This window comes from Oceanobacillus picturae (assembly GCF_000612865.1).
Classification (GTDB): Bacteria; Bacillota; Bacilli; order Bacillales; family Amphibacillaceae; genus Oceanobacillus_B; species Oceanobacillus_B jordanicus.
On record NZ_CCAX010000001.1, the window covers coordinates 344308 to 364173 of the forward strand.

Genomic DNA, 19866 nt, shown 5'->3' on the forward strand with positions numbered 1-19866 from the left:
AATGACTGATTTACAGCGTACCCCATTGTATTCCGAGTATAAAAAAAGCGGGGCAAAAACAATTGATTTTGGTGGGTGGGACCTTCCAGTTCAATTCTCAAGCATTAAGCAAGAACATGAAGTTACAAGGACGAAAGCAGGGCTGTTTGATGTATCGCATATGGGCGAAATACACGTAACAGGACCAAAAAGCAAAGAATTCCTCCAGGGGATCACGACAAATGACGTTACAAAACTTGTTCCAGACAGAGCACAATATACACTAATGTGCTACCCAGACGGTGGAACAGTAGATGATTTTATTATTTATATGCTTGCAGAAAATGATTATCTACTCGTGGTAAATGCTGCAAACACGAAAAAAGATTATGAATGGTTAATAGAAAATAACACCTACTCAACAGAGGAGGTTTCGATTAGCAATGTGTCTGATGATTATGCACAAGTAGCCTTACAGGGACCATTGGCAGAAAGAATTTTACAGCAACTGACTGACACTGATTTAGGTGCAATAAAATTCTTCCGATTCGCACAGGACGTTAAGATCGGCAATATTCCAGGACCTGCCCTTGTTTCTAGAACAGGGTATACAGGGGAAGACGGCTTTGAAATTTATATTAATAAAGATTATGCACCAAATCTATGGAATCTTTTATTAGAAAATGGGACAGACCAAGGACTTGAACCAATTGGCCTTGGAGCAAGAGATACCTTGCGTTTTGAAGCAAATCTAGCACTCTATGGGCAAGAGTTATCCGCAACCATCACGCCAATTGAAGCTGGCTTAACATTTGCTGTGAAAGTGGATAAAGGAGACTTTATTGGTCGTGAAGTTTTAAAGAAACAATTAGAAGAAGGACCTGATCGTAAACTTGTCGGTATTGAAATGATAGATAAGGGGATTCCGAGACATGGTTACAAAGTTCTCTATGAGGGAGAAGAAGTGGGATTTGTGACATCTGGAACACAATCTCCAACTTTGAAAAAAAACATTGGTCTGGTACTAGTCAAACGAGAATTAGCTCAATTAGACCAACAATTGACTGTTCAAGTAAGAAACAGAGAATTAAGTAGTGTTGTAATTAAAACACCTTTTTATAAAAGAGAGAAATAGGGAGGGACCGAGATGGAATTTAGATATTTACCGATGACAGACTCAGACAAACAAGAGATGTTGGCAACAATTGGTGTGGACTCTACGGAAGAATTATTTGCTGATATACCAGAACAGATTCGCTTTAGAGGAAGTTTAAACTTAAAAAAGCCAGCTAATGAAGCACAATTAAAGAAGGAACTTGCCGATATGGCAAATAAAAATGTAAATCTTAAAACACATGCTTCTTTTTTGGGAGCTGGTGTTTATGATCATTATATTCCATCTGTTGTAGATCATGTAATTTCACGGTCCGAATTTTATACAGCTTATACGCCCTACCAGCCAGAAATTTCCCAAGGCGAACTACAGGCAATTTTTGAATTTCAAACTATGATATCCGAATTAACTGGATTACCTGTAGCCAATTCGTCGATGTATGATGGTGGAACATCTCTAGCAGAAGCGGTTAATTTAAGTGCAGCTCATACTAAACGGAAAAAAATTCTCGTTTCCAAAGCAGTACATCCAGAATCACGTGCTGTTATCGAAACGTATGCAAGAGGACCAGAACTCGAAATTGTGGAAATTGACTGTGAAGGTGGGTATACGAACTTACAGCAATTGGCAGACGCAATCGATGAGGATACTGCAAGTGTGGTTGTGCAATATCCAAACTTCTTTGGTCAAATAGAACCATTGGAAAAAATAAATGAGCTGGTAAAGAGTCAAACCAAAACAATGCTCATTACTTCAAGTAATCCACTTTCACTTGGCTATTTAACACCACCAGGGGAGTTTGGCGCTGATATTGTGGTAGGTGATACGCAGGTCTTTGGTATTCCTGCGCAATTCGGTGGGCCACATTGCGGATATTTTGCAACCACGGATAAATTAATGCGCAAAGTACCTGGACGCTTAGTTGGTCAAACTGTCGATGAGGACGGTGCCCGAGGGTTTGTTTTAACATTACAGGCAAGAGAACAGCACATTCGAAGAGATAAGGCTACGTCGAATATCTGTTCCAACCAGGCATTAAATGCACTTGCAAGCTCTGTTGCTATGAGTTCGATTGGAAAACATGGCTTAAGAAAAATGGCTGTTTTAAATATGAAAAAAGCTCGATACATGAAACAGAAGTTGAGAGAGACAGGCCTGCGAGTTGTTCACGAAGGAATGTTCTTTAATGAATTGGTAGTGGATATTGGGTCCAACGTAAGTGAAATTAATAAACAGCTTTTAAATAAAGGATTTATCGGTGGATATGATTTGGAAATGAACTATCCTGAATTAAAAAATCATATGTTGATTGCTGTTACGGAGAGCCGTACAAAAGAGGAGATAGACATCTTTGTGAAGGAATTGGGGGATTTGCATGAATAAGAAAGATTTTCCGTTAATGTTTGAACGTAGCAAGGAAGGACGTACAAGCTATAGTTTACCTGAATTAGATATCCCGGATTTTGATTTGGATGCTGATATAGAAAGTAATTATATCCGAACTACCCCAGCAGATTTACCTGAAGTAAGTGAATTGGACATCATGCGCCATTATACAGGTTTATCAAATCGAAATTACGGTGTGGATTCTGGTTTTTATCCACTAGGTTCTTGTACAATGAAATACAACCCAAAAATGAATGAAGATGTAGCACGATTTGATGGATTTAGTCATATCCACCCATATCAGGGAACAGAAAGTGTTCAAGGAGCGATGGAAATGATGTATGACCTGCAGTCTTCTCTTAAGGAGATTACAGGGATGCATGAAGTTTCTTTGCAATCAGCTGCCGGAGCTCATGGCGAGTGGACGGCCCTCATGATGATCCGTGCTTTCCATGAAGCAAATGGAGACATGAATCGAACAAATATTATTGTGCCAGACTCAGCCCATGGTACAAATCCTGCATCCGCAACAGTAGCTGGCTTTAAGGCTATAACGGTAAAAACGAACGAAAAGGGTTTAGTTGATTTAGATGACTTAAAACGTGTTGTGGATGAAAAAACAGCTGCACTTATGCTGACAAATCCAAATACGCTTGGGTTATTTGAAACAGAGATAATAGAAATGGCTGAGATTATACATGAGGCAGGAGGGAAATTGTACTATGATGGTGCAAACCTTAATGCCATAATGGGTTATGCAAGACCTGGGGACATGGGATTTGATGCCGTGCATTTAAACCTTCACAAAACATTTACAGGTCCTCATGGCGGGGGTGGGCCTGGATCTGGACCAGTAGGTGTATCGGAGGAACTTGCGGCCTATTTACCTAAACCGCTACTTACCAAAAAAGATGAAAAATATGTATTTGAATATGATCGTCCTTCTTCTATTGGTAGAGTAAAACCTTACTATGGCAATTTTGGAATCAACCTTCGTGCCTACACATATATTCGAACAATGGGTGCTGAAGGGCTTAAGAAAGCAAGTGAATATGCAGTTCTTAATGCAAATTATATGATGAGAAAATTGCAAAAGGAATATGATTTACCATATGACCAGCACTGCAAGCATGAATTTGTATTATCCGGGAAGCGGCAAAAGAAGCTAGGTGTTCGAACACTCGACATTGCTAAAAGGCTACTTGATTTTGGTTACCATCCACCAACCATTTATTTTCCACTTAATGTGGAGGAAGCGATGATGGTGGAGCCAACAGAAACGGAGTCTAAAGAAACTTTAGATGCGTTTATAGATTCCATGTTAGCTATTGCAAAAGAGGTAGAGAATAATCCAGAAAGAGTTCAGGAAGCCCCGCATAATACGATTGTGAATCGAATGGATGAAACGCTTGCTGCAAGGAAACCAGTTTTAAGATATCAAAAATAGAAGCATTTTCTATGGAAAGTAACTATCCGCCCGTAAAACGGGCGGTTTTAGTTTCGCCCTATAAGGGCACTTTACCAACGATGCCCCTAAAGGGGCTTCGAAATTGACCGTCAACCGTTTATATTCCTATCTATTTTTTAAATGGATCGACGTATTCACGTTTACTCATGTTGTCTCTTAGTCTATCCTCAGATTCCTGTTCACGAATGTACTTTGCCACCGTTTTTTGATTGAGCCCTACTGTACTGACATAGTAACCTTTTGCCCAAAATGTGCGGTTCCCATGATTGTACTTTGGTTTGCATGTCTGTCGTGAATCATTAAAGAGCTTTTACCTTTTAAGTAACCCATAAAGTAAGATACTGACATCTTTGGTGGTATCTTCAACAGCATATGGATGTGGTCGGGCATGGCATGAGCCTCGATAATTTCTACATCTTTCATCTCACATAAACGTCTTAAGATCGCCCCGATGTCTCTTCTTAACTTGCCATAAATTAATTTCCTTCTATACTTGGGTATAAAGACTAAGTGATACTTACAATTCCATCGGGTGTGTGATAAACTATTGTCACTCGACATGAGTAGTTCTCCTTTCTGTATATAGAGTCGGTTTGACGGCCAACTCTATTATATCGAAAGGAGATTTTTTCTGTTACAACTCTACAAGTTGAATTCTCACACAGGCAGAGCCTGTGGTTTTAAAACCAGTAATAAATAAAAATCCTGGGGTCATTTGTACCCCAGGATTTTTTTACTTGGCTTTAATTTTACCTGTCCATTTTTTGAATCCGCCTTTTAGCTGATAAATATCTGTATAGCCTTTTTTATTTAGAAGTTGAGCCGCACGCGCTGATCGTGATCCGCTTTGGCAGTATAGATATACAGGCTTGTCCGGCCTCATCTCAATTAAACGTTGTTTCATTTGTGTCAATGGTATATTTCTTGCGCCAAGGATATGCCCCTTGTCAAATTCCTGTGGCTCCCTGACATCGATTAATTGTGCTTTCCGATAGCCTTCTCTAAACTGTTGCTCTGTAAGTACCTTTAGGTAGTTTTTCTGTCTAAAGTAGCGAAATACGCCAACAACCAATAAAGCAACAATAGCGATTACTAAAAATTCCATGCTAGTTTTTCCCCCGTCTGTCCGTATACTTCTTCTCTATTATATGCGCAAACAGCTATTTTTTCAAAGTATTTTCGTTCTTATGAACCAAGTCAATAGAGTTGGTATATTTGCAACCACTTGTATAACAATATTATTTCATGTATCCTTTTATTAGAAACAGTTTTGCGTTAGATAAAAAAAGATTCTTGAAATGAGGAGAATACATGCCTACACCAAGTATGGAAGATTATATAGAGCAAATCTACAACTTAATGGAATCGAAGGGATATGCAAGAGTTTCCGATATTGCCGAAGCACTGGAAGTACACCCTTCTTCCGTTACAAAAATGGTACAAAAACTTGATAAAGATGATTATTTAAATTACGAGAAATATAGAGGCTTCATTCTTACAGCTAAAGGGAAAAAGGTTGGAGAAAGGCTAGTCTTCCGCCACGAATTATTAGAAGACTTCTTAGAAATCATCGGGGTTGAAAAGGAAAATATTTATGAAGATGTTGAAGGGATTGAGCATCATCTAAGCTGGAATTCCATTGACCGTATAGGTGACCTAGTGAACTACTTTAAGCAAGATAGTAAGCGGGTTAATCAATTAAGAGACATCCAAAAGCAAGCTGAGAAATAAAAAATAGTTCTATTATGTCATCCTTATGCTTAAAAATGTATAAACATCATTTGTCAGGCATAAGGGAGTGGTGTCATGAAAATCGATGGCGTTTTTTCAGGCGGCGGTGTAAAGGCCTATGGATTTCTTGGTGTCTTAGAAGTGTTAAAAAGTAAGGAATTGAAGCTTGAACGTGTAGCTGGGACATCGGCTGGCGCTATTGTTGCTTCTTTTTTGGCTTCTGGATTTGACGTCGATGATATTCGTTTGAAGTTAGATGAACTTGATCTTAAAATGTTCCTTGACCCGCCTCTCATTACAAAGTGGTTACCGTTTAGTAAGTGGGTATTTCTCTATTTTCAACTTGGCATTAACAAAGGGGACAAATTAGAAAACTGGTTATATAGCCAGCTTGCTGAGAAAAACATTTATACATTTAACGATATCCCCAGGGGGTATTTAAAAGTAGTGATAAGTGATTTGTCTCTAGGTAAGCTTGTCGTTATACCAGATGACTTGGAAAGAGTTTATGGTATCAACCCACTTCATTTTCCTGTAGCAAAAGCTGTCCGCATGAGCGCAGGATTTCCTTATTTTTTTATGCCTAAAAAGCTTCCAGGGAAAAGTAATACTAAAAGTATTATTGTGGACGGTGGGCTGTTAAGTAATTTTCCATTATGGATATTTGATAACCAAAAAGGAAAGCAGGATAGACCAATTCTCGGTGTTAAGTTAAGTGAGACTGTAGAAAATACAGAGCCTAGACGAATACGAAACGCACTGGATATGTTTCAGGCGCTTTTTGCCACAATGAAAATGGCCCACGATACACGTTACATATCTACAGCGCAAAAAAGAAACATTATCTTTGTCCCTGTAGAAGGAATTGGTGCAATTAACTTATCTATTAATGAAGCAACGAAAGAGAACCTTATAAATATAGGAATGGAAAGCGCTGAGGTTTTCTTACAAAAATGGCCAAAATAAAAATGACCCTACTACTTAGAAAGTAGCGCGGTCATTTTTTTTCTGTTTATTTCCTTCAATTACTCTAAGGTGAGAAGCTCGTTTTGACACTTTTTTTCTAGTCGGTGCTGCAACTGGTTTGGTTCCCTTTGACTGTGTTTGGAAAACGGGCCGATTGTCCTTGTATTTTGCTTTCGATTGCTTTACTGCCTGCTTGTATTTTTTCATGTCATCCGAAGTAGTTCGTTTACGCAAGAATAAAAAATAAATAACACCAAAAAAAACAATTCCAGTACCAATCATGACAAAGACGTTAGTAAAAAAACCACTTGCATTTGTCAAAAGTTGGGATACTAAACCAATGGCAGCTAATCCAATAATGAGATAAATAAATATGGAGATTTTTTTCCGTTGCATTGTTTTTCCTCCATTCTGTATTTAATTCCAATTCCTCCTTACGAAGTTATCGCACTATTTATCCCGGTGAAACCGTCCGTAAGACTCCCACTTAAGTGTGAGTAGACGGACGCTAACACCCCCGATTCGTTCAACTAACAATCAGTGGGGGAAAGAGTGAAAACCCCGATTAAAGTTTCTCTTTATTCTTAAAGCCTATTTTTTATATGCTCTTATTCTTTATTATTTCCTATAACACTAAAAAGTATTCAGTTTTACTAGAATGGTTTGTTTTTATTTTACTTGATTTTAATGTTAAAAACCAGTTACACAGGAAGAAAATATCATACTATTTTGGATTGCAGATACGCATATTGGTCATAATATTAAGCGAGGTGATCAAATGAGCGATATGAAACAATTGGATCAGAATAAAAGAGAAGAGCCCTTAACATTATTTAGCCGATCCGCAGTAACCGGATTTGTCGGTGGTGTATTCTGGGGGCTTATTGCTACAATTTTAGCCTACTTTAACTTTACAGAGGTTGCACCAAAATCATACGTGTTACGTTCATGGACAACAGCTACATGGACTGATGGATGGCTTGGCACCGTAATCACGATTATGATCCTAGGTGGTTTATCTGTTTTGGTAGCATTTATCTATTACCTTTTCATGCGGAAAATAAACTCCATGTGGATGGGGGCTGTTTATGGTGTGATTTTATGGGGGATCTTGTTTTTAATATTAGATCCAATTTTCACTAATATTAAACCTATTCAGAAATTCAATCAAGAAACCATTGTGACAACTATTTGTCTGTATGTCTTATATGGAACATTTATCGGATATTCATTATCTTATGATTACCATGATAAAGTAATGAAAGAGAAGAATGAACATAACAAGCAGGCATAACAGGCTAAATTGCAGAGCAAATGAACGTAAATACTTATTAATTACGAAGGTTTATGATAAACTGAAGTCATCCATCGTTTTACGTATAGAAATGTAATAGAGAAAGGGATGATTTTTAGTGGGGAAGCTAACAAAATTACGTGAATTGTTAGAAAAAAATGAGTTGGATGCAATTCTTATCACTAGTTCTATTAACAGACGATACGTGTCTGGATTTACTGGAACTGCCGGAGTAGCACTTATTAGTAAAGAGCATGCACGCTTTATAACAGATTTTCGTTACACTGCTCAGGCTACTGAACAAGCAACTGAATTTCAAGTTGTAGAGCATAAACAATTAATTGAACAAGAAATACGTGACCAGCTAAAGGAAATGGGTATTAAACATCTTGGTTTTGAAAAGGATCATGTAACCTTTGCCCAATATGAAAATTATAAAAAAGTATTTGATATTGACATGAAGCCTGTTAGTGGTCTTGTTGAAGAGATGCGGCTTATAAAAACAGCTGATGAATTAGCTGTGATGAAAAAGGCTGCAAAGATTGCGGATGATGCTTTTGTACATATACAGTCCTTTATTAAGCCAGGAGTTAAGGAAATTGATGTCTCGAATGAACTTGAATTTTTCATGCGTAAACAGGGTGCTATTTCCTCCAGCTTTGATATTATTGTGGCATCTGGATTTCGTTCAGCATTACCGCATGGCGTGGCTTCAAACAAAGAAATTAACTCAGGTGAGTTGGTAACGCTTGACTACGGAGCATGGTATGAAGGGTATTGTTCAGATATTACAAGAACCTTTGCAGTAGGAGAAATCAGTGAAGAACTCACTACCATTTATAATACAGTCTTAGAGGCACAGCTTCTTGGTGTAGCGGGTGTTAAGCCAGGTATCACGGGTAAAGAAGCAGATGCACTGACACGGGACTATATTACAGAAAAAGGCTACGGAGACTATTTTGGCCATTCAACTGGACATGGTCTTGGTCTAGAAGTACATGAAGGTCCTGGATTATCCTTTAGAAGTGATAAGAAGCTAGAAGCTGGTATGGTAGTAACGGTTGAGCCAGGAATTTATATTCCAGAGGTTGGCGGATGCAGGATTGAAGATGATATTATTGTAACCGAGACGGGTAATGAACGCCTCACACATGCACCAAAAGAATTAATACATTTATAAGTTGAGCTTTGATGAGGAGGAAAAAATAAGTATGATTTCAGTAAATGATTTTAAAACAGGACTAACAATTGAAGTTGACAATGATATATGGCAGGTTTTGGAGTTCCAACACGTAAAGCCTGGTAAAGGAGCAGCCTTTGTTAGATCTAAGCTACGTAATCTCCGTAATGGGAATATTCAAGAAAAAACATTCCGCGGCGGTGAGAAAGTAAGTAAGGCACATATTGAAAATAGAAAGATGCAATATCTTTATGCTTCAGGGGATGCTCATGCATTTATGGATACCAATTCGTATGAACAAATTGAGCTAACAACTGATCAAATCCAACATGAATTAAAATTCATTAAAGAAAACATGGAAGTATCTATTATTACCTATAATGGCGAAATATTGGGTGTAGACCTTCCAAATAACGTAGAGTTAGAAGTTATTGAAACAGAGCCAGGGATAAAAGGAGATACAGCAAGTGGTGGATCTAAACCAGCAAAACTAGAGACAGGCCATTCTGTACAAGTTCCATTTTTCATTAATCAGGGAGACGTGCTAGTAATCAACACCTCTGACGGAAAATATGTATCAAGAGCATAAATTTCAAAGCATGAAGAAATAAAAAAGAGGCTGTACCAATTCATTTTGGTACAGCCTCTTTTTTATTTTGTGCTGATATCTAGCATTAAACGACTTCGGTTTCACTTAAATAGACTTACTGTATGCTGAGCTACTTTCTAAGTCATAAACGTTTAACTTCATCATACATTTAGTAATAAGCTATCAAGCAAAGTGAGGAAGTTTTATATGAAAGAAATAATCCGGTTGTTTCCAGAAGGATTGCAAGCACCCCTTCAGAAACATATTGCTGGCAGGTGGAATGAACTTCAAGAAATACGATGTCGACTGAATAAGCAGTTAGAAATCATCCTAAACACCAGGAACGAATGGGATACAGCGATCACGCTAACTAAACAGGATTTTACCTATATGGTAAATCAACTTAGTGAGTTCTCTTTATATCGAATGGAGGACGAACTACGCGAAGGCTATATTACGATTGAAGGCGGACACAGAATCGGAATTGCTGGGAAAGTTAATACAATGCAAGGAGCAGTAAAAGCGATTCAGCATATAACCTTTCTAAATATTCGTGTAGCAAAGGAAAGAATTGGCTGTGCAGATAAAATTATGCCTTCTCTTTACCATCAAGACTATCTTAATACATTATTCGTTGGTCCTCCACAAACAGGAAAAACGACACTTCTCCGTGATACTGCAAGGCAAATAGCTTCAGGTTGGAAGAATATTTCAGCAAGGAAAGTTGGGATTGTCGATGAACGCTCCGAGATTGCCGGCTCAATCAAAGGGGTGCCACAACATAATATAGGTCCTAGAGCTGATGTCATGGATGCTTGTCCAAAAGCAGAGGGAATGATGATGATGATACGCTCCATGTCTCCGGAAGTCTTAGTCGTCGACGAAATTGGTAGCAAAAAAGATGTACAAGCATTACTAGAAGCGATAAATGCGGGTGTTATTATTATTAGTTCCATCCATGGAAAAAGCCTTGAGGAATTAAAAAAACGACCATCTTTGTACAATCTTTTTGAGCAACATGTTTTTCAACGATTTATTTTATTGGACAGGAAACAAATTCCTGGACAAGTTAGCAAAGTGTATAACGAGTATGGTGAGATTATTTCAGAGGTAACGGAGGACAGGCCACATGCAATGGATTGGGGCACTTCTTTTCGTCATAACAAGCACATGGGTAGGATTTGAGTGGAGTAGCAGACTTTCTAATAGACCAAAGCAAATAAGACAACTAAAGAATGCATTGCAAATACTTGAGGCTGAGATTTTATATAGTCAGCTTCCACTAAATGAGGCGTTCTTGGTAATTGCCAAACAAACACCTCAGCCAATCAGCAAGTTTTTTGACACCTTGTATTACGAATTAGAGCAGGATAAGCGCGACCTATTTTCTGTATGGGAACAATCAGTTAATGGGCTGATGAAGTACTCGAGTTTAGGCAGTAATGAGCAAGAAATAATCAAGCAATTTGGAAGAACCCTGGGGCAACATGATTTTCACCAACAACAAAAGCATATTCAACTCACGCTCAGTCACCTTGAACGCGAGTTAGAAGAAGCAAGGGATCACCATTTGAAATACGGCAAGATGGCGAAAAGTCTCGGCGTTTTGTGCGGACTGTTTGTTGTTTTACTTCTTTTATAAGGAAACACACGAAGCTCCAAATTAATGAGTATTGTGCGTTTGAAGTAATATTTTTCAACCAACATTGGAACAACATGATCGATCTTTATGGACACGCATTATTAGTGAAAGGAGCCAGTCCATGTTTACAGATGCATCCATTCTATTTCAAATAGCTGGCATTGGTATTATTGTTGCGCTTATTCATACCATTTTAAAACAGATGGGGAAAGAGGAAATTGCTCAATTTGCTACACTGATAGGTTTTATTATCGTACTCGTTGTGGTTATTAACGGACTATCAGATCTTTTCCAGCAAATTAAATCAGTCTTTCTCTTTCAAGGGTAATCGTTAATGGATATTGTACAAATCGTAACACTTGGTATCGTTGCTAGCATTTTATATATCATTTTAAAAGAGATAAACAGCTCCATAGCGTTTTTTGTCATTCTGATTACCGGCATAATCATCTTCTTTTCGGTCATCCAGCAGATTAGCAGTATTTTTCAGCTGATTCAATCATTGGGTACAAAAGCGAACGTGGAAGGTATGTATATGGATACCATTCTAAAAATAATAGGAATTGCTTATATTGCCGAACTAGGGGCGGGGATTACCAAGGATGCTGGGTTAGGTTCAGTAGCTGCAAAAATTGAACTGGCAGGGAAAATATTTATCCTTTTACTTGCGGTTCCAATTATTAGCGCTGTAATTGAAGCCATTATTCGCTTTCTACCTACAACGTAGTCAAATCCCTCCATTTCCTGTGAAGGGGGAAGTTATAGTGAATGAAGCCAAATAAGAAGTCGATCCTATTCCTAACCGTTTTTTTCTGTTTATTTTTTGGACAAGCCTCGGTAAGTGCATCACCTGCAGTTAACGTGGAAGATCCTAGCGATAAGGTACTTAAAGAAGTCTCCTTAACAGAGGTACAGAGTTATTGGACAGACTTGGTAAGTGAATATGGTGGTTACCTTCCAGAATTAGAGAAGACAAGTGTATATGAATTTATTAAAAATAACGGTGAACTTTCTATAAAAAATGCAATAAATGGGCTACTAGAATTTTTATTTCATGAACTGATTGTAAACGGAAAATTACTAGGTCTGTTAATTATGCTTATCTTATTTTCGGTACTTTTGCAAACAATGCATAATGCTTTTGAAAAGAGCTCTGTTAGTAAAATTGCCTACTTTGTGGTCTATATTGTTTTAATATTCATTGCATTGAACAGCTTTTATCTCGCTGTTTCCTATGCCAAGGAAGCCATTGACACGATGAGTAGCTTTATGGTTGCCTTACTTCCATTAATGCTTGGCTTAATGGCTACTTTTGGGAATATAGTATCCGTATCGTTCTTCCATCCAATCATTATTTTTCTAGTGAATTTTAGCGGTATTCTTGTCTCCACTATTATTTTACCGCTTTTATTTTTATCAGCACTTTTGCTAATTGTTAGTAGTCTTAGTGAGAATTATAAAGTAACACATCTAGCAAATCTCTTCAAAACAGTTGGATTGGGTATTCTTGGTGTATTTTTTACGATATTTCTTGGGGTTATGTCCGTCCAAGGCGCGACCAGTGCAATTCAGGATGGTGTCGCGATGAAAACTGCAAAATTTATTACAGGTAATTTTATTCCAGTCATTGGCAGAACATTTACGGACGCAGCGGACACCATTCTTAGTGCCTCTTTATTATTGAAAAATGCAGTAGGGTTAGTCGGGTTACTACTCATTATATTTATTGCTTTATTCCCTGCATTAAAAATATTTGCGATTGCGCTCATTTATAAAATTGCAGCGGCAATATTACAGCCGCTAGGCGATGGGCCAGTTATTTCAAGTATCAATACGATCAGTAAATATATCGTATACATTCTAGCATGCATGCTGGCTGTATCGTTTATGTTTCTATTAGCAATTGTGATTATAGTCATAGCTAGTAATTTAACGCTGCTTTTACGATAGGATGATGAAAAATGGATGCTTTAATCCAATGGGTTACCCAAATTATTATATTTGTACTACTAGCTACCATAATAGATTTATTAATGCCCTCCACCTCCATGAAGAAATATATCAAGTTAATTGTAGGATTAATTTTAATTTTGATCCTTTTAAAACCTGTTTTCTATTTGTTTCAAATTGATATTGGAAGCCAGTTAAACCGTTCATTTCAGCAGGTGATACAGCAGGGAAATGAGGGAGAAGATGTAGAAAGTTTGATCGAATTTCAAAAAAGTGAAATAGAAACATCTCAGTCTGCATATATTTTAGAACAAATGGCTGTCCAACTTACGGATCTTGCAGAGGATCCATTACTGGAGGACTATCAGGTCGAGATTACAGATATAAGCTTCTTGTTTTCTCAGGAAGATGAAATATCGTTTGAGGTTCTCGATGAAGTCATTGTTAGTATAAGAGAAATAGAAGAAGATGGGGAGGGAGCAGTGAGTATAGTTGAAGATGTGGTAATTAACACGGAAGAGCCAGCAGTCACAAAAGATAATGAAGAAGAAGAAAAACAAATAGTAAGTATGTTAAGAGATGTTTGGGATTTACAAGAGAAAGAACTGACCATCATTTGGGAGGGAGGGGCATCTTGAAACAACTACTTGATAAACTTTTTAAAAATGGAGCAAAAGGAACTTCGAAAAAGACAGGCTATATGCTTATTCTTGCACTTGGTGGTCTGATGTTAATCATTGTAGGCAATTTATTTACTTCTTCTAATGAGACACCACCACAGCAAGAGATAACGCACAACCTGGATGAAGAATCAGAAGAAACTGCTAAACAGGTTAAATCAAATGAGGACATGACCTCAGACATCTCCGAATTGGAAGAAAGTTATAAAAAAGATCTCGAATCCATGCTAAACAATATAAAAGGTGTATCTGAGGCTGAGGTAATGGTAAATCTTGAATCAACTAAAATTAAAGTCTATGAAAAAAATCTTATTTATGGCCAGCAATCAACCGATGAGTCAGACAAAAATGGTGGCACAAGAAAGGTACAGGACAGTACGGAAGAAGCACAGACCGTATTAGTCAGGCAAGGTGAAGGGGAAGTCCCATTGCTTATCCAAACAAAGAAACCGGAAGTAAGAGGTGTGTTTGTAGTCGCCAAAGGGGCAGACCACGCCTCAGTAAAGAAATGGATAATAGAGTCAACATCTCGCGTACTTGATGTTCCAACACATAGAGTATCAGTAATGCCAAAGAATTAAAGGGAGGAAGAAATAATGTTAAAAAAGCAAACGGTTTGGTTACTAACTATGTTGAGTCTCATGATTGTGTTGAGTGTGTATTACATGACTTCACCTGATAGTGAAGATCTGGCTTACCTAAATAATGGACAAGATGATTCAGAAGAAGCAGCATCAACTGATCCTACTGAGGATGAGGGAGAAGCAGATGGTAACCTAGATGAGACAGAAGTGGATAGCATCTCAAACCTTGGGGAAAATGAACTATTTACAACAATTAGAATGGAACTCACCGATCAACGAAGTAAAACAAAAGATCGACTTACTGATGTAGTTGCATCAAGTTCAAGCTCACCTGAAGAAAAAGACGAGGCACTAAAAGAGATTGACGTTATTGAAGAAGTTGAAACAAAAGAAACAATTCTGGAAGGAAGTATTGCAGAATCTGGTGAATATCCAGATGTTCTCGTTCGCTCTGAGGATGATAAAGTACACGTGCATGTAAGAGCTGAAGAACTATCACCGACTGAGGCAAATAACATTATGCAAATGGTAAGGGATGAATTTGATAGAGATGTGGTTGTAGATGTAAATTATCAGCCAGCAAGCAGTGAAGAAGAGTAATAAGGAAAACCGGACACTTTAGGTGTTCGGTTTTTTATGTTCCGTGAAGCGTTAGCAGCAGTTAGGCGAAAAGAAAATCTTTCTAAAAATATACAGCATAGTACTCCAGTTTCTTCCAAAGATCGTTTATACTTAGAAGCAGAAGGATCCCATAATAGTTTATTCCATCAAAGTAAATAAGAATAATAAATGTAATTTATGGAAAAAAGTTATCAAGAAAAGGGAATTTGTTTGCAAACCATGCTGATCGTTTTATTTCTAATACTTAATACTTACCAAATGATGCGGCACATTCAAGTTTTAGTGAAGATGAGAAAAAAAGCCATTTTCCCAGTTGAGGAGAAGGATATTATGGCGATCAGAAAACATCCAGTAAGGCCAGTACTCCGGTCAACTTATAAGGACCAGAAAAATGGTATCATAATATATGGAGTATTCCTTTTGTTTATGCTGGCATTATTTATATATACAGTATCTCTTGAAAACTGGCCACTACTTCTGACACCGGCTATTTCGCTTTTATACTTGCATAATTTATTCAATATGTTCTCTATTGTAAATGACGGTCTGTTGGTTGGAGGACGGTTTGTACATTGGAAAGACATAAAATCCTACCAGTTCAAACCAATTGATATCGACCATCGTTTCTATGGCCATACTAAAGAGGTAAACGAAGCAGGATATGAATTAGTCTTCAATCGACGTCTTTTTAGTTCCTACTGCATTGTGATATCTGAAGAAACAAAAGAGAAGATTACGGAGATTCTTAGAGAGTATGGGAAGGTGGCAGAAGAGCCGTTGAAGCCTCAAGAAGCATAGTAAAAGAAGTGTGTTTTTAGTCAAACCCTGTATTAACTATAATGGACTACGAAGAGTGCAATAGTTAAATTATCTTGATGTTTACCATACATTTATCGTACTATATTAAGAGGAGTTATTAGTACCTAATATTAAAGTTATAGAAATGAAAGGGTGCCTGTAAATATGTTAAAGGTAGAAGAAATACGTGAAATAATTAAACTAATTGATGAATCATCTATTGATGAATTTTCGTATGAAACGAACGGAACTACCGTGAAAATGAAGAAAAATAATGAGACTGGTGTCCCAGCAGTAACTGCGCCAGTGCCTAATGTATCAGCGCCAGTCGCAACACAAAGTGAAAAACTTGTTAATACAACAGAAAATCAAGCACCAACAGAAGCAGAAACATCAAACAATGAAACTGAAAGCAAGGATTATGACTATGAGATTGTTTCCCCAATGGTGGGAACTTTCTACATGGCACCTACGCCTGAAAGTGATCCTTTTGTGAAAAACGGCAGTAAAGTTGATCCTTCTACTGTTGTGTGTATTGTAGAAGCAATGAAATTATTTAATGAAATTGAAGCCGAAGTAAAGGGAGAAATCGTGGAAATTCTTGCAGATAATGGCGATCTAGTTGAATACGGACAGCCGTTGTTTAGAGTAACCACAAAGTAAGGGGATGTATGGTGTGATTAAAAGATTATTGATTGCTAATAGAGGAGAAATAGCTGTTCGGATTATTCGTGCTTGTAAGGAAATGGGCATTGAAACAATCGCTGTTTACTCTGAAGCAGATAAAGAAGCACTTCACGTGCAAATGGCAGATGAAGCATATTGTATTGGACCAACTTTATCGAAGGACAGTTACCTTAACTTTACAAATATTATGAGCGTGGCTACATCTACTAAAGTAGACGCCATTCATCCAGGATACGGTTTTCTAGCAGAAAATGCCGATTTCGCTGAGATTTGTAGAGCATGTAATATTACATTCGTAGGACCAACCCCTGAAGCGATTCAAAAAATGGGGATTAAGGATGTTGCAAGAGAAACAATGAATCAAGCAAATGTTCCGATTGTTCCTGGTTCTAATGGTATTATTGAAAATGAGGAGCAAGCGAAAGGGTTAGCTTTAGAAATTGGTTATCCAATTATTATTAAAGCGACTGCTGGTGGTGGCGGTAAAGGGATCCGTGTTGCACGAACAGAGGAAGAGTTAGTTAAAGGAATCCAGATTACCCAGAATGAAGCAGAAACAGCATTTGGAAATCCTGGTGTCTATCTTGAAAAGTATATTGAAGATTTTCGTCATGTAGAAATACAGGTGTTGGCCGACAGACACGGTAATGTAGTACACTTAGGGGAAAGAGATTGTACAATACAACGACGTCTTCAAAAGTTGGTTGAAGAATCACCATCTCCAGCCTTAACGGAAGAAATACGACAAAAAATGGGTGAAGCATCTGTGCAAGCTGCAAAGGCGGTTAATTATGAGGGTGCAGGAACCATTGAATATATCTTTGACAGAAAATCAAATGAGTTCTATTTTATGGAGATGAATACTCGGATTCAGGTTGAACATCCAGTAACAGAGCAGGTAACAGGTGTAGATTTGATTAAAGAGCAAATTAAAATTGCAAATAATGAAGAACTCTCTTTTAAACAAGAAGACATCCAGTTTAATGGTTGGGCACTAGAGTGTAGGATCAATGCAGAAAATCCGTTTAAAAATTTCATGCCATCTGCTGGGGAAATTAACATGTATTTAACGCCAGGTGGTCTAGGTGTTCGAGTGGATTCTGCGGCATACCCTGGTTATTATATTCCACCGTATTATGATTCCATGGTTGCTAAGTTGATTACATATGGTGCAACACGTAAAGAAGCGGTTGACCGTATGAGAAGAGCACTTGATGAATTTGTTATCGAGGGAGTTCATACAACAATCCCGTTCCATCGTCAACTAATGGAACATGAAATTTTCATCGAAGGTGATTTTAATACAAAGTTTCTAGAAGATCACCCAATCCTCGAAAAAGGTGAATAGAAGAAAGTATTAATAAAGGAGTGATGAGACGATGAGTGAACAGCCTTTGTTAAATGTGAGTGATGATACGAGCCTTGGTGGTGTAGAAATTGCGCCTGAAGTAATAGAAGTAATCGCTGGTATTGCAGCTGCCGAAACCGATGGATTATATGCAATGCGTGGAAACTTTGCATCCGGAGTAGCAGAACGTTTCGGAAAAAAAGCACATAGTAAGGGTGTCAAAGTAGAGCTGACAGAAAGCGGCATTCTGATTGATATCTACGTAATATTGCATTTCGGCGTCTCCATTCCACAGGTTGCTCAAAATTTACAGACAAATATACGTCAAACACTGATGAACATGACAGCATTAGAAATTGATGAAATAAATATTCATGTTGTTGGCATACAGATGGATATTAAAGAAGAGCAAGACAATTCCGAAGAATAGGGATATGCTTTAGACAGGATCAGAAAGGAACTTCTTCTGATCCTGTTTTTAATTTTACTTAGCCTAATGGCGCTAAGTTGTTTTGGACGTGTGGATTAATAGTTTGATTCTAGCATTGGAATTTCAATCATGTTATGATTTGTAGGAGATAAGGATAAAAGGAGCTAATATAGAATGAATAGACATGCAGCAAGGGAGAAAGCATTTCAAATACTCTTCCAATTGGATATTAATGATAATGAACCGAAACAGGCTATCGCTGAGTTTCTTGAATCAGAGGAGAATGATGCTTTTTTAACATTGCTCGTTGAAGGAGTAGCATCACATAAAACGGAATTGGACGAGATCATTTCCGAAAACTTAGAGAACTGGAGTCTACAACGGATCGCTTCTGTTGAAAAGACAATTATTCGAATCGCTGCATTTGAGATGAAGTATCTCGAAGACATTCCAGTTAATGTATCCATAAATGAAGCCGTGGAACTAGCTAATACATACGGCGATGATAAATCTGGTAAATTTATTAACGGTGTACTATCTAAAATAAATAAATAAAGGGGAAGTAATCAATGGCTGCAGAAATAATAAGCGGAAAAGACTTAGCACACGAATTGAGACTGGAAATGAAACAGAAGGTATCAGAGCTAAATGATCGTGGTATTTATCCCAAACTAAGCGTTATTTTGGTTGGTGACAATCCTGCTTCAAAAAGCTATGTTAACGGCAAAAAGAAAGCGTGTAAGGAGACAGGGATCCTTTCGGATGTAATCGAAATGGATAGTGACACGACGGAGGCACAATTGCTGCAGCAAATTGAACTACTTAATGAAGACCCATCCGTTCACGGTATTCTTGTACAATTACCACTTCCTAAACAAATCCGGGAACAAAAGGTAATTGATACAATTTCCTTTGAAAAAGATGTAGATGGTTTTCATCCCATCAATATTGGCCGGATGATGACTGGTGAAGATGCATTCTTACCATGCACCCCGTTCGGCATTATTACAATGCTTAAATCAAAAAACATTCCTATTGCTGGAAAGCATGCAGTTGTAGTAGGACGAAGTAATATTGTCGGAAAACCAGTAGGTCAATTATTGTTAAATGAACATGCTACTGTTACATATTGCCATTCAAGAACATCCAATTTACAGCAATTGACACAACAAGCGGACATCCTTATTGCGGCAGTTGGCAAAATAAATGCGATTCGTGCAGAGCATATTAAGGAAGGAGCTGTTGTGATCGATGTAGGGATAAATCGATTGGAAGATGGATCCCTGACAGGAGATGTAGATTTTGAGGCAGCAAAAGAGAAGGCATCTTACATTACGCCTGTTCCTCGTGGAGTTGGTCCAATGACGATCACAATGTTGCTTGAAAATACGATCAAAGCTGCAAAAGGGCTGGCATAGA

At 37.8% G+C, this 19866-nt stretch carries 24 protein-coding genes and 1 pseudogene; 22 read left to right on the top strand and 3 right to left on the bottom strand.

Translation table 11 applies throughout. The features are described 5' to 3' along the window. Position 1 precedes the first annotated feature (1 nt). From gcvT to gcvPB, 3 genes are read left to right on the top strand one after another with little or no spacing between them, the layout of a single operon-like run. A complete protein-coding gene (gcvT, locus tag BN988_RS01745; protein WP_051557613.1) occupies positions 2 to 1114 on the top strand; it encodes a glycine cleavage system aminomethyltransferase GcvT in 1113 nt (370 codons plus the stop codon). A gap of 12 nt (positions 1115 to 1126) precedes the next feature. Then, positions 1127 to 2476, top strand: coding sequence for an aminomethyl-transferring glycine dehydrogenase subunit GcvPA (gene gcvPA, locus BN988_RS01750; RefSeq protein ID WP_036572630.1), 1350 nt, complete (start codon positions 1127 to 1129; stop codon positions 2474 to 2476). Continuing rightward, positions 2469 to 3926, top strand: coding sequence for an aminomethyl-transferring glycine dehydrogenase subunit GcvPB (gcvPB, locus tag BN988_RS01755; RefSeq protein ID WP_036572631.1), 1458 nt, complete (start codon positions 2469 to 2471; stop codon positions 3924 to 3926). Before gcvPA ends, gcvPB begins: the two co-directional genes overlap by 8 nt. Positions 3927 to 4056: 130 nt before the next feature. Here gcvPB and tnpA read toward each other — a convergent pair. Beyond that, positions 4057 to 4508: pseudogene (gene tnpA / locus BN988_RS01760) on the bottom strand (IS200/IS605 family transposase). 172 nt (positions 4509 to 4680) lie between these two features. Next, positions 4681 to 5052: a rhodanese-like domain-containing protein gene (locus tag BN988_RS01765; RefSeq protein ID WP_036572633.1), complete on the bottom strand. Its 372-nt coding sequence runs from the start codon at positions 5050 to 5052 to the stop codon at positions 4681 to 4683. A gap of 206 nt (positions 5053 to 5258) precedes the next feature. Here BN988_RS01765 and mntR point away from each other — a divergent pair, with 206 nt between their 5' ends. Both mntR and BN988_RS01775 read left to right on the top strand, forming a co-directional pair. Continuing rightward, complete coding sequence (gene mntR, locus BN988_RS01770; protein ID WP_036572634.1) at positions 5259 to 5678, top strand: transcriptional regulator MntR; 420 nt, start codon at positions 5259 to 5261, stop codon at positions 5676 to 5678. A gap of 75 nt (positions 5679 to 5753) precedes the next feature. Continuing rightward, a complete protein-coding gene (locus tag BN988_RS01775) occupies positions 5754 to 6644 on the top strand; it encodes a patatin-like phospholipase family protein (protein ID WP_036572635.1) in 891 nt (296 codons plus the stop codon). Between the two features lie 15 nt (positions 6645 to 6659). On the opposite strand, the gene BN988_RS01780 is transcribed toward BN988_RS01775, so the two are convergent. Continuing rightward, on the bottom strand, positions 6660 to 7040 hold the full coding sequence (locus BN988_RS01780; RefSeq protein ID WP_036572636.1) for an SA1362 family protein: 381 nt from the start codon (positions 7038 to 7040) through the stop codon (positions 6660 to 6662). A gap of 382 nt (positions 7041 to 7422) precedes the next feature. Between BN988_RS01780 and BN988_RS01785 the strand changes: the two genes are divergently transcribed. The 17 genes from BN988_RS01785 to folD all read left to right on the top strand — a co-directional run bounded on the left by BN988_RS01785 (position 7423) and on the right by folD (position 19865). Next, the gene (locus tag BN988_RS01785; protein WP_036572637.1) at positions 7423 to 7938 is read left to right on the top strand and encodes a YqhR family membrane protein; all 516 of its coding nucleotides are present in this window, start codon (positions 7423 to 7425) and stop codon (positions 7936 to 7938) included. 118 nt (positions 7939 to 8056) lie between these two features. Next, positions 8057 to 9118 (top strand): M24 family metallopeptidase, encoded by a 1062-nt coding sequence (locus BN988_RS01790; protein WP_036572638.1) that lies wholly within the window; start codon positions 8057 to 8059, stop codon positions 9116 to 9118. 31 nt (positions 9119 to 9149) lie between these two features. Continuing rightward, positions 9150 to 9707, top strand: a complete 558-nt coding sequence (efp, locus tag BN988_RS01795; RefSeq protein ID WP_036572639.1) for an elongation factor P — start codon at positions 9150 to 9152, stop codon at positions 9705 to 9707. 207 nt (positions 9708 to 9914) lie between these two features. Then, positions 9915 to 10892, top strand: a complete 978-nt coding sequence (spoIIIAA, locus tag BN988_RS01800) for a stage III sporulation protein AA (protein WP_036572641.1) — start codon at positions 9915 to 9917, stop codon at positions 10890 to 10892. After that, entirely contained in the window at positions 10837 to 11349 is a 513-nt protein-coding gene (gene spoIIIAB, locus BN988_RS01805) for a stage III sporulation protein SpoIIIAB (protein ID WP_036572642.1), read from the top strand. The genes spoIIIAA and spoIIIAB overlap by 56 nt, the downstream gene beginning before the upstream one ends. 121 nt (positions 11350 to 11470) lie before the next feature. Beyond that, complete coding sequence (spoIIIAC, locus tag BN988_RS01810; protein ID WP_036572644.1) at positions 11471 to 11677, top strand: stage III sporulation protein AC; 207 nt, start codon at positions 11471 to 11473, stop codon at positions 11675 to 11677. 6 nt (positions 11678 to 11683) lie between these two features. Next, positions 11684 to 12076 carry a stage III sporulation protein AD gene (gene spoIIIAD, locus BN988_RS01815; RefSeq protein WP_036572645.1) on the top strand — a complete coding sequence of 131 codons (393 nt, stop codon included), beginning with the start codon at positions 11684 to 11686 and terminating at the stop codon, positions 12074 to 12076. A gap of 41 nt (positions 12077 to 12117) precedes the next feature. Next, positions 12118 to 13299 carry a stage III sporulation protein AE gene (gene spoIIIAE / locus BN988_RS01820; protein ID WP_036572647.1) on the top strand — a complete coding sequence of 394 codons (1182 nt, stop codon included), beginning with the start codon at positions 12118 to 12120 and terminating at the stop codon, positions 13297 to 13299. Between the two features lie 11 nt (positions 13300 to 13310). Continuing rightward, a complete protein-coding gene (gene spoIIIAF / locus BN988_RS01825) occupies positions 13311 to 13937 on the top strand; it encodes a stage III sporulation protein AF (protein ID WP_036572648.1) in 627 nt (208 codons plus the stop codon). Next, positions 13934 to 14560: a stage III sporulation protein AG gene (spoIIIAG, locus tag BN988_RS01830; protein ID WP_036572650.1), complete on the top strand. Its 627-nt coding sequence runs from the start codon at positions 13934 to 13936 to the stop codon at positions 14558 to 14560. Before spoIIIAF ends, spoIIIAG begins: the two co-directional genes overlap by 4 nt. Positions 14561 to 14575: 15 nt before the next feature. Then, entirely contained in the window at positions 14576 to 15163 is a 588-nt protein-coding gene (locus BN988_RS01835) for a SpoIIIAH-like family protein (protein ID WP_036572653.1), read from the top strand. Positions 15164 to 15514: 351 nt separating this feature from the next. After that, entirely contained in the window at positions 15515 to 15982 is a 468-nt protein-coding gene (locus BN988_RS01840) for a hypothetical protein (protein ID WP_147629683.1), read from the top strand. 165 nt (positions 15983 to 16147) lie between these two features. Beyond that, positions 16148 to 16645 carry an acetyl-CoA carboxylase biotin carboxyl carrier protein gene (gene accB / locus BN988_RS01845; RefSeq protein WP_036572657.1) on the top strand — a complete coding sequence of 166 codons (498 nt, stop codon included), beginning with the start codon at positions 16148 to 16150 and terminating at the stop codon, positions 16643 to 16645. A 13-nt stretch (positions 16646 to 16658) separates the two neighbouring features. Next, positions 16659 to 18017, top strand: a complete 1359-nt coding sequence (gene accC, locus BN988_RS01850) for an acetyl-CoA carboxylase biotin carboxylase subunit (RefSeq protein ID WP_036572659.1) — start codon at positions 16659 to 16661, stop codon at positions 18015 to 18017. A 31-nt stretch (positions 18018 to 18048) separates the two neighbouring features. Then, complete coding sequence (locus tag BN988_RS01855) at positions 18049 to 18447, top strand: Asp23/Gls24 family envelope stress response protein (RefSeq protein ID WP_036572661.1); 399 nt, start codon at positions 18049 to 18051, stop codon at positions 18445 to 18447. A gap of 174 nt (positions 18448 to 18621) precedes the next feature. Further along, positions 18622 to 19002 (top strand): transcription antitermination factor NusB, encoded by a 381-nt coding sequence (nusB, locus tag BN988_RS01860; protein WP_036572663.1) that lies wholly within the window; start codon positions 18622 to 18624, stop codon positions 19000 to 19002. A gap of 14 nt (positions 19003 to 19016) precedes the next feature. Beyond that, positions 19017 to 19865, top strand: coding sequence for a bifunctional methylenetetrahydrofolate dehydrogenase/methenyltetrahydrofolate cyclohydrolase FolD (gene folD, locus BN988_RS01865; protein WP_036572665.1), 849 nt, complete (start codon positions 19017 to 19019; stop codon positions 19863 to 19865). The last annotated feature ends 1 nt before the right edge of the window (position 19866 follow it).

Excerpts from the sequence above, each read along its gene's own strand:
- gcvT (WP_051557613.1), top strand. The coding sequence starts at position 2 with ATGACTGATTTACAGCGTACCCCATTGTATTCCGAGTATAAAAAAAGC.
- gcvPA (WP_036572630.1), top strand. The coding sequence starts at position 1,127 with ATGGAATTTAGATATTTACCGATGACAGACTCAGACAAACAAGAGATG.
- gcvPB (WP_036572631.1), top strand. The coding sequence starts at position 2,469 with ATGAATAAGAAAGATTTTCCGTTAATGTTTGAACGTAGCAAGGAAGGA.
- BN988_RS01765 (WP_036572633.1), bottom strand. The coding sequence starts at position 5,052 with ATGGAATTTTTAGTAATCGCTATTGTTGCTTTATTGGTTGTTGGCGTA.
- mntR (WP_036572634.1), top strand. The coding sequence starts at position 5,259 with ATGCCTACACCAAGTATGGAAGATTATATAGAGCAAATCTACAACTTA.
- BN988_RS01775 (WP_036572635.1), top strand. The coding sequence starts at position 5,754 with ATGAAAATCGATGGCGTTTTTTCAGGCGGCGGTGTAAAGGCCTATGGA.
- BN988_RS01780 (WP_036572636.1), bottom strand. The coding sequence starts at position 7,040 with ATGCAACGGAAAAAAATCTCCATATTTATTTATCTCATTATTGGATTA.
- BN988_RS01785 (WP_036572637.1), top strand. The coding sequence starts at position 7,423 with ATGAGCGATATGAAACAATTGGATCAGAATAAAAGAGAAGAGCCCTTA.
- efp (WP_036572639.1), top strand. The coding sequence starts at position 9,150 with ATGATTTCAGTAAATGATTTTAAAACAGGACTAACAATTGAAGTTGAC.
- spoIIIAA (WP_036572641.1), top strand. The coding sequence starts at position 9,915 with ATGAAAGAAATAATCCGGTTGTTTCCAGAAGGATTGCAAGCACCCCTT.
- spoIIIAB (WP_036572642.1), top strand. The coding sequence starts at position 10,837 with ATGCAATGGATTGGGGCACTTCTTTTCGTCATAACAAGCACATGGGTA.
- spoIIIAC (WP_036572644.1), top strand. The coding sequence starts at position 11,471 with ATGTTTACAGATGCATCCATTCTATTTCAAATAGCTGGCATTGGTATT.
- spoIIIAD (WP_036572645.1), top strand. The coding sequence starts at position 11,684 with ATGGATATTGTACAAATCGTAACACTTGGTATCGTTGCTAGCATTTTA.
- spoIIIAE (WP_036572647.1), top strand. The coding sequence starts at position 12,118 with ATGAAGCCAAATAAGAAGTCGATCCTATTCCTAACCGTTTTTTTCTGT.
- spoIIIAF (WP_036572648.1), top strand. The coding sequence starts at position 13,311 with ATGGATGCTTTAATCCAATGGGTTACCCAAATTATTATATTTGTACTA.
- BN988_RS01835 (WP_036572653.1), top strand. The coding sequence starts at position 14,576 with ATGTTAAAAAAGCAAACGGTTTGGTTACTAACTATGTTGAGTCTCATG.
- BN988_RS01840 (WP_147629683.1), top strand. The coding sequence starts at position 15,515 with ATGGCGATCAGAAAACATCCAGTAAGGCCAGTACTCCGGTCAACTTAT.
- accB (WP_036572657.1), top strand. The coding sequence starts at position 16,148 with ATGTTAAAGGTAGAAGAAATACGTGAAATAATTAAACTAATTGATGAA.
- BN988_RS01855 (WP_036572661.1), top strand. The coding sequence starts at position 18,049 with ATGAGTGAACAGCCTTTGTTAAATGTGAGTGATGATACGAGCCTTGGT.
- nusB (WP_036572663.1), top strand. The coding sequence starts at position 18,622 with ATGAATAGACATGCAGCAAGGGAGAAAGCATTTCAAATACTCTTCCAA.
- folD (WP_036572665.1), top strand. The coding sequence starts at position 19,017 with ATGGCTGCAGAAATAATAAGCGGAAAAGACTTAGCACACGAATTGAGA.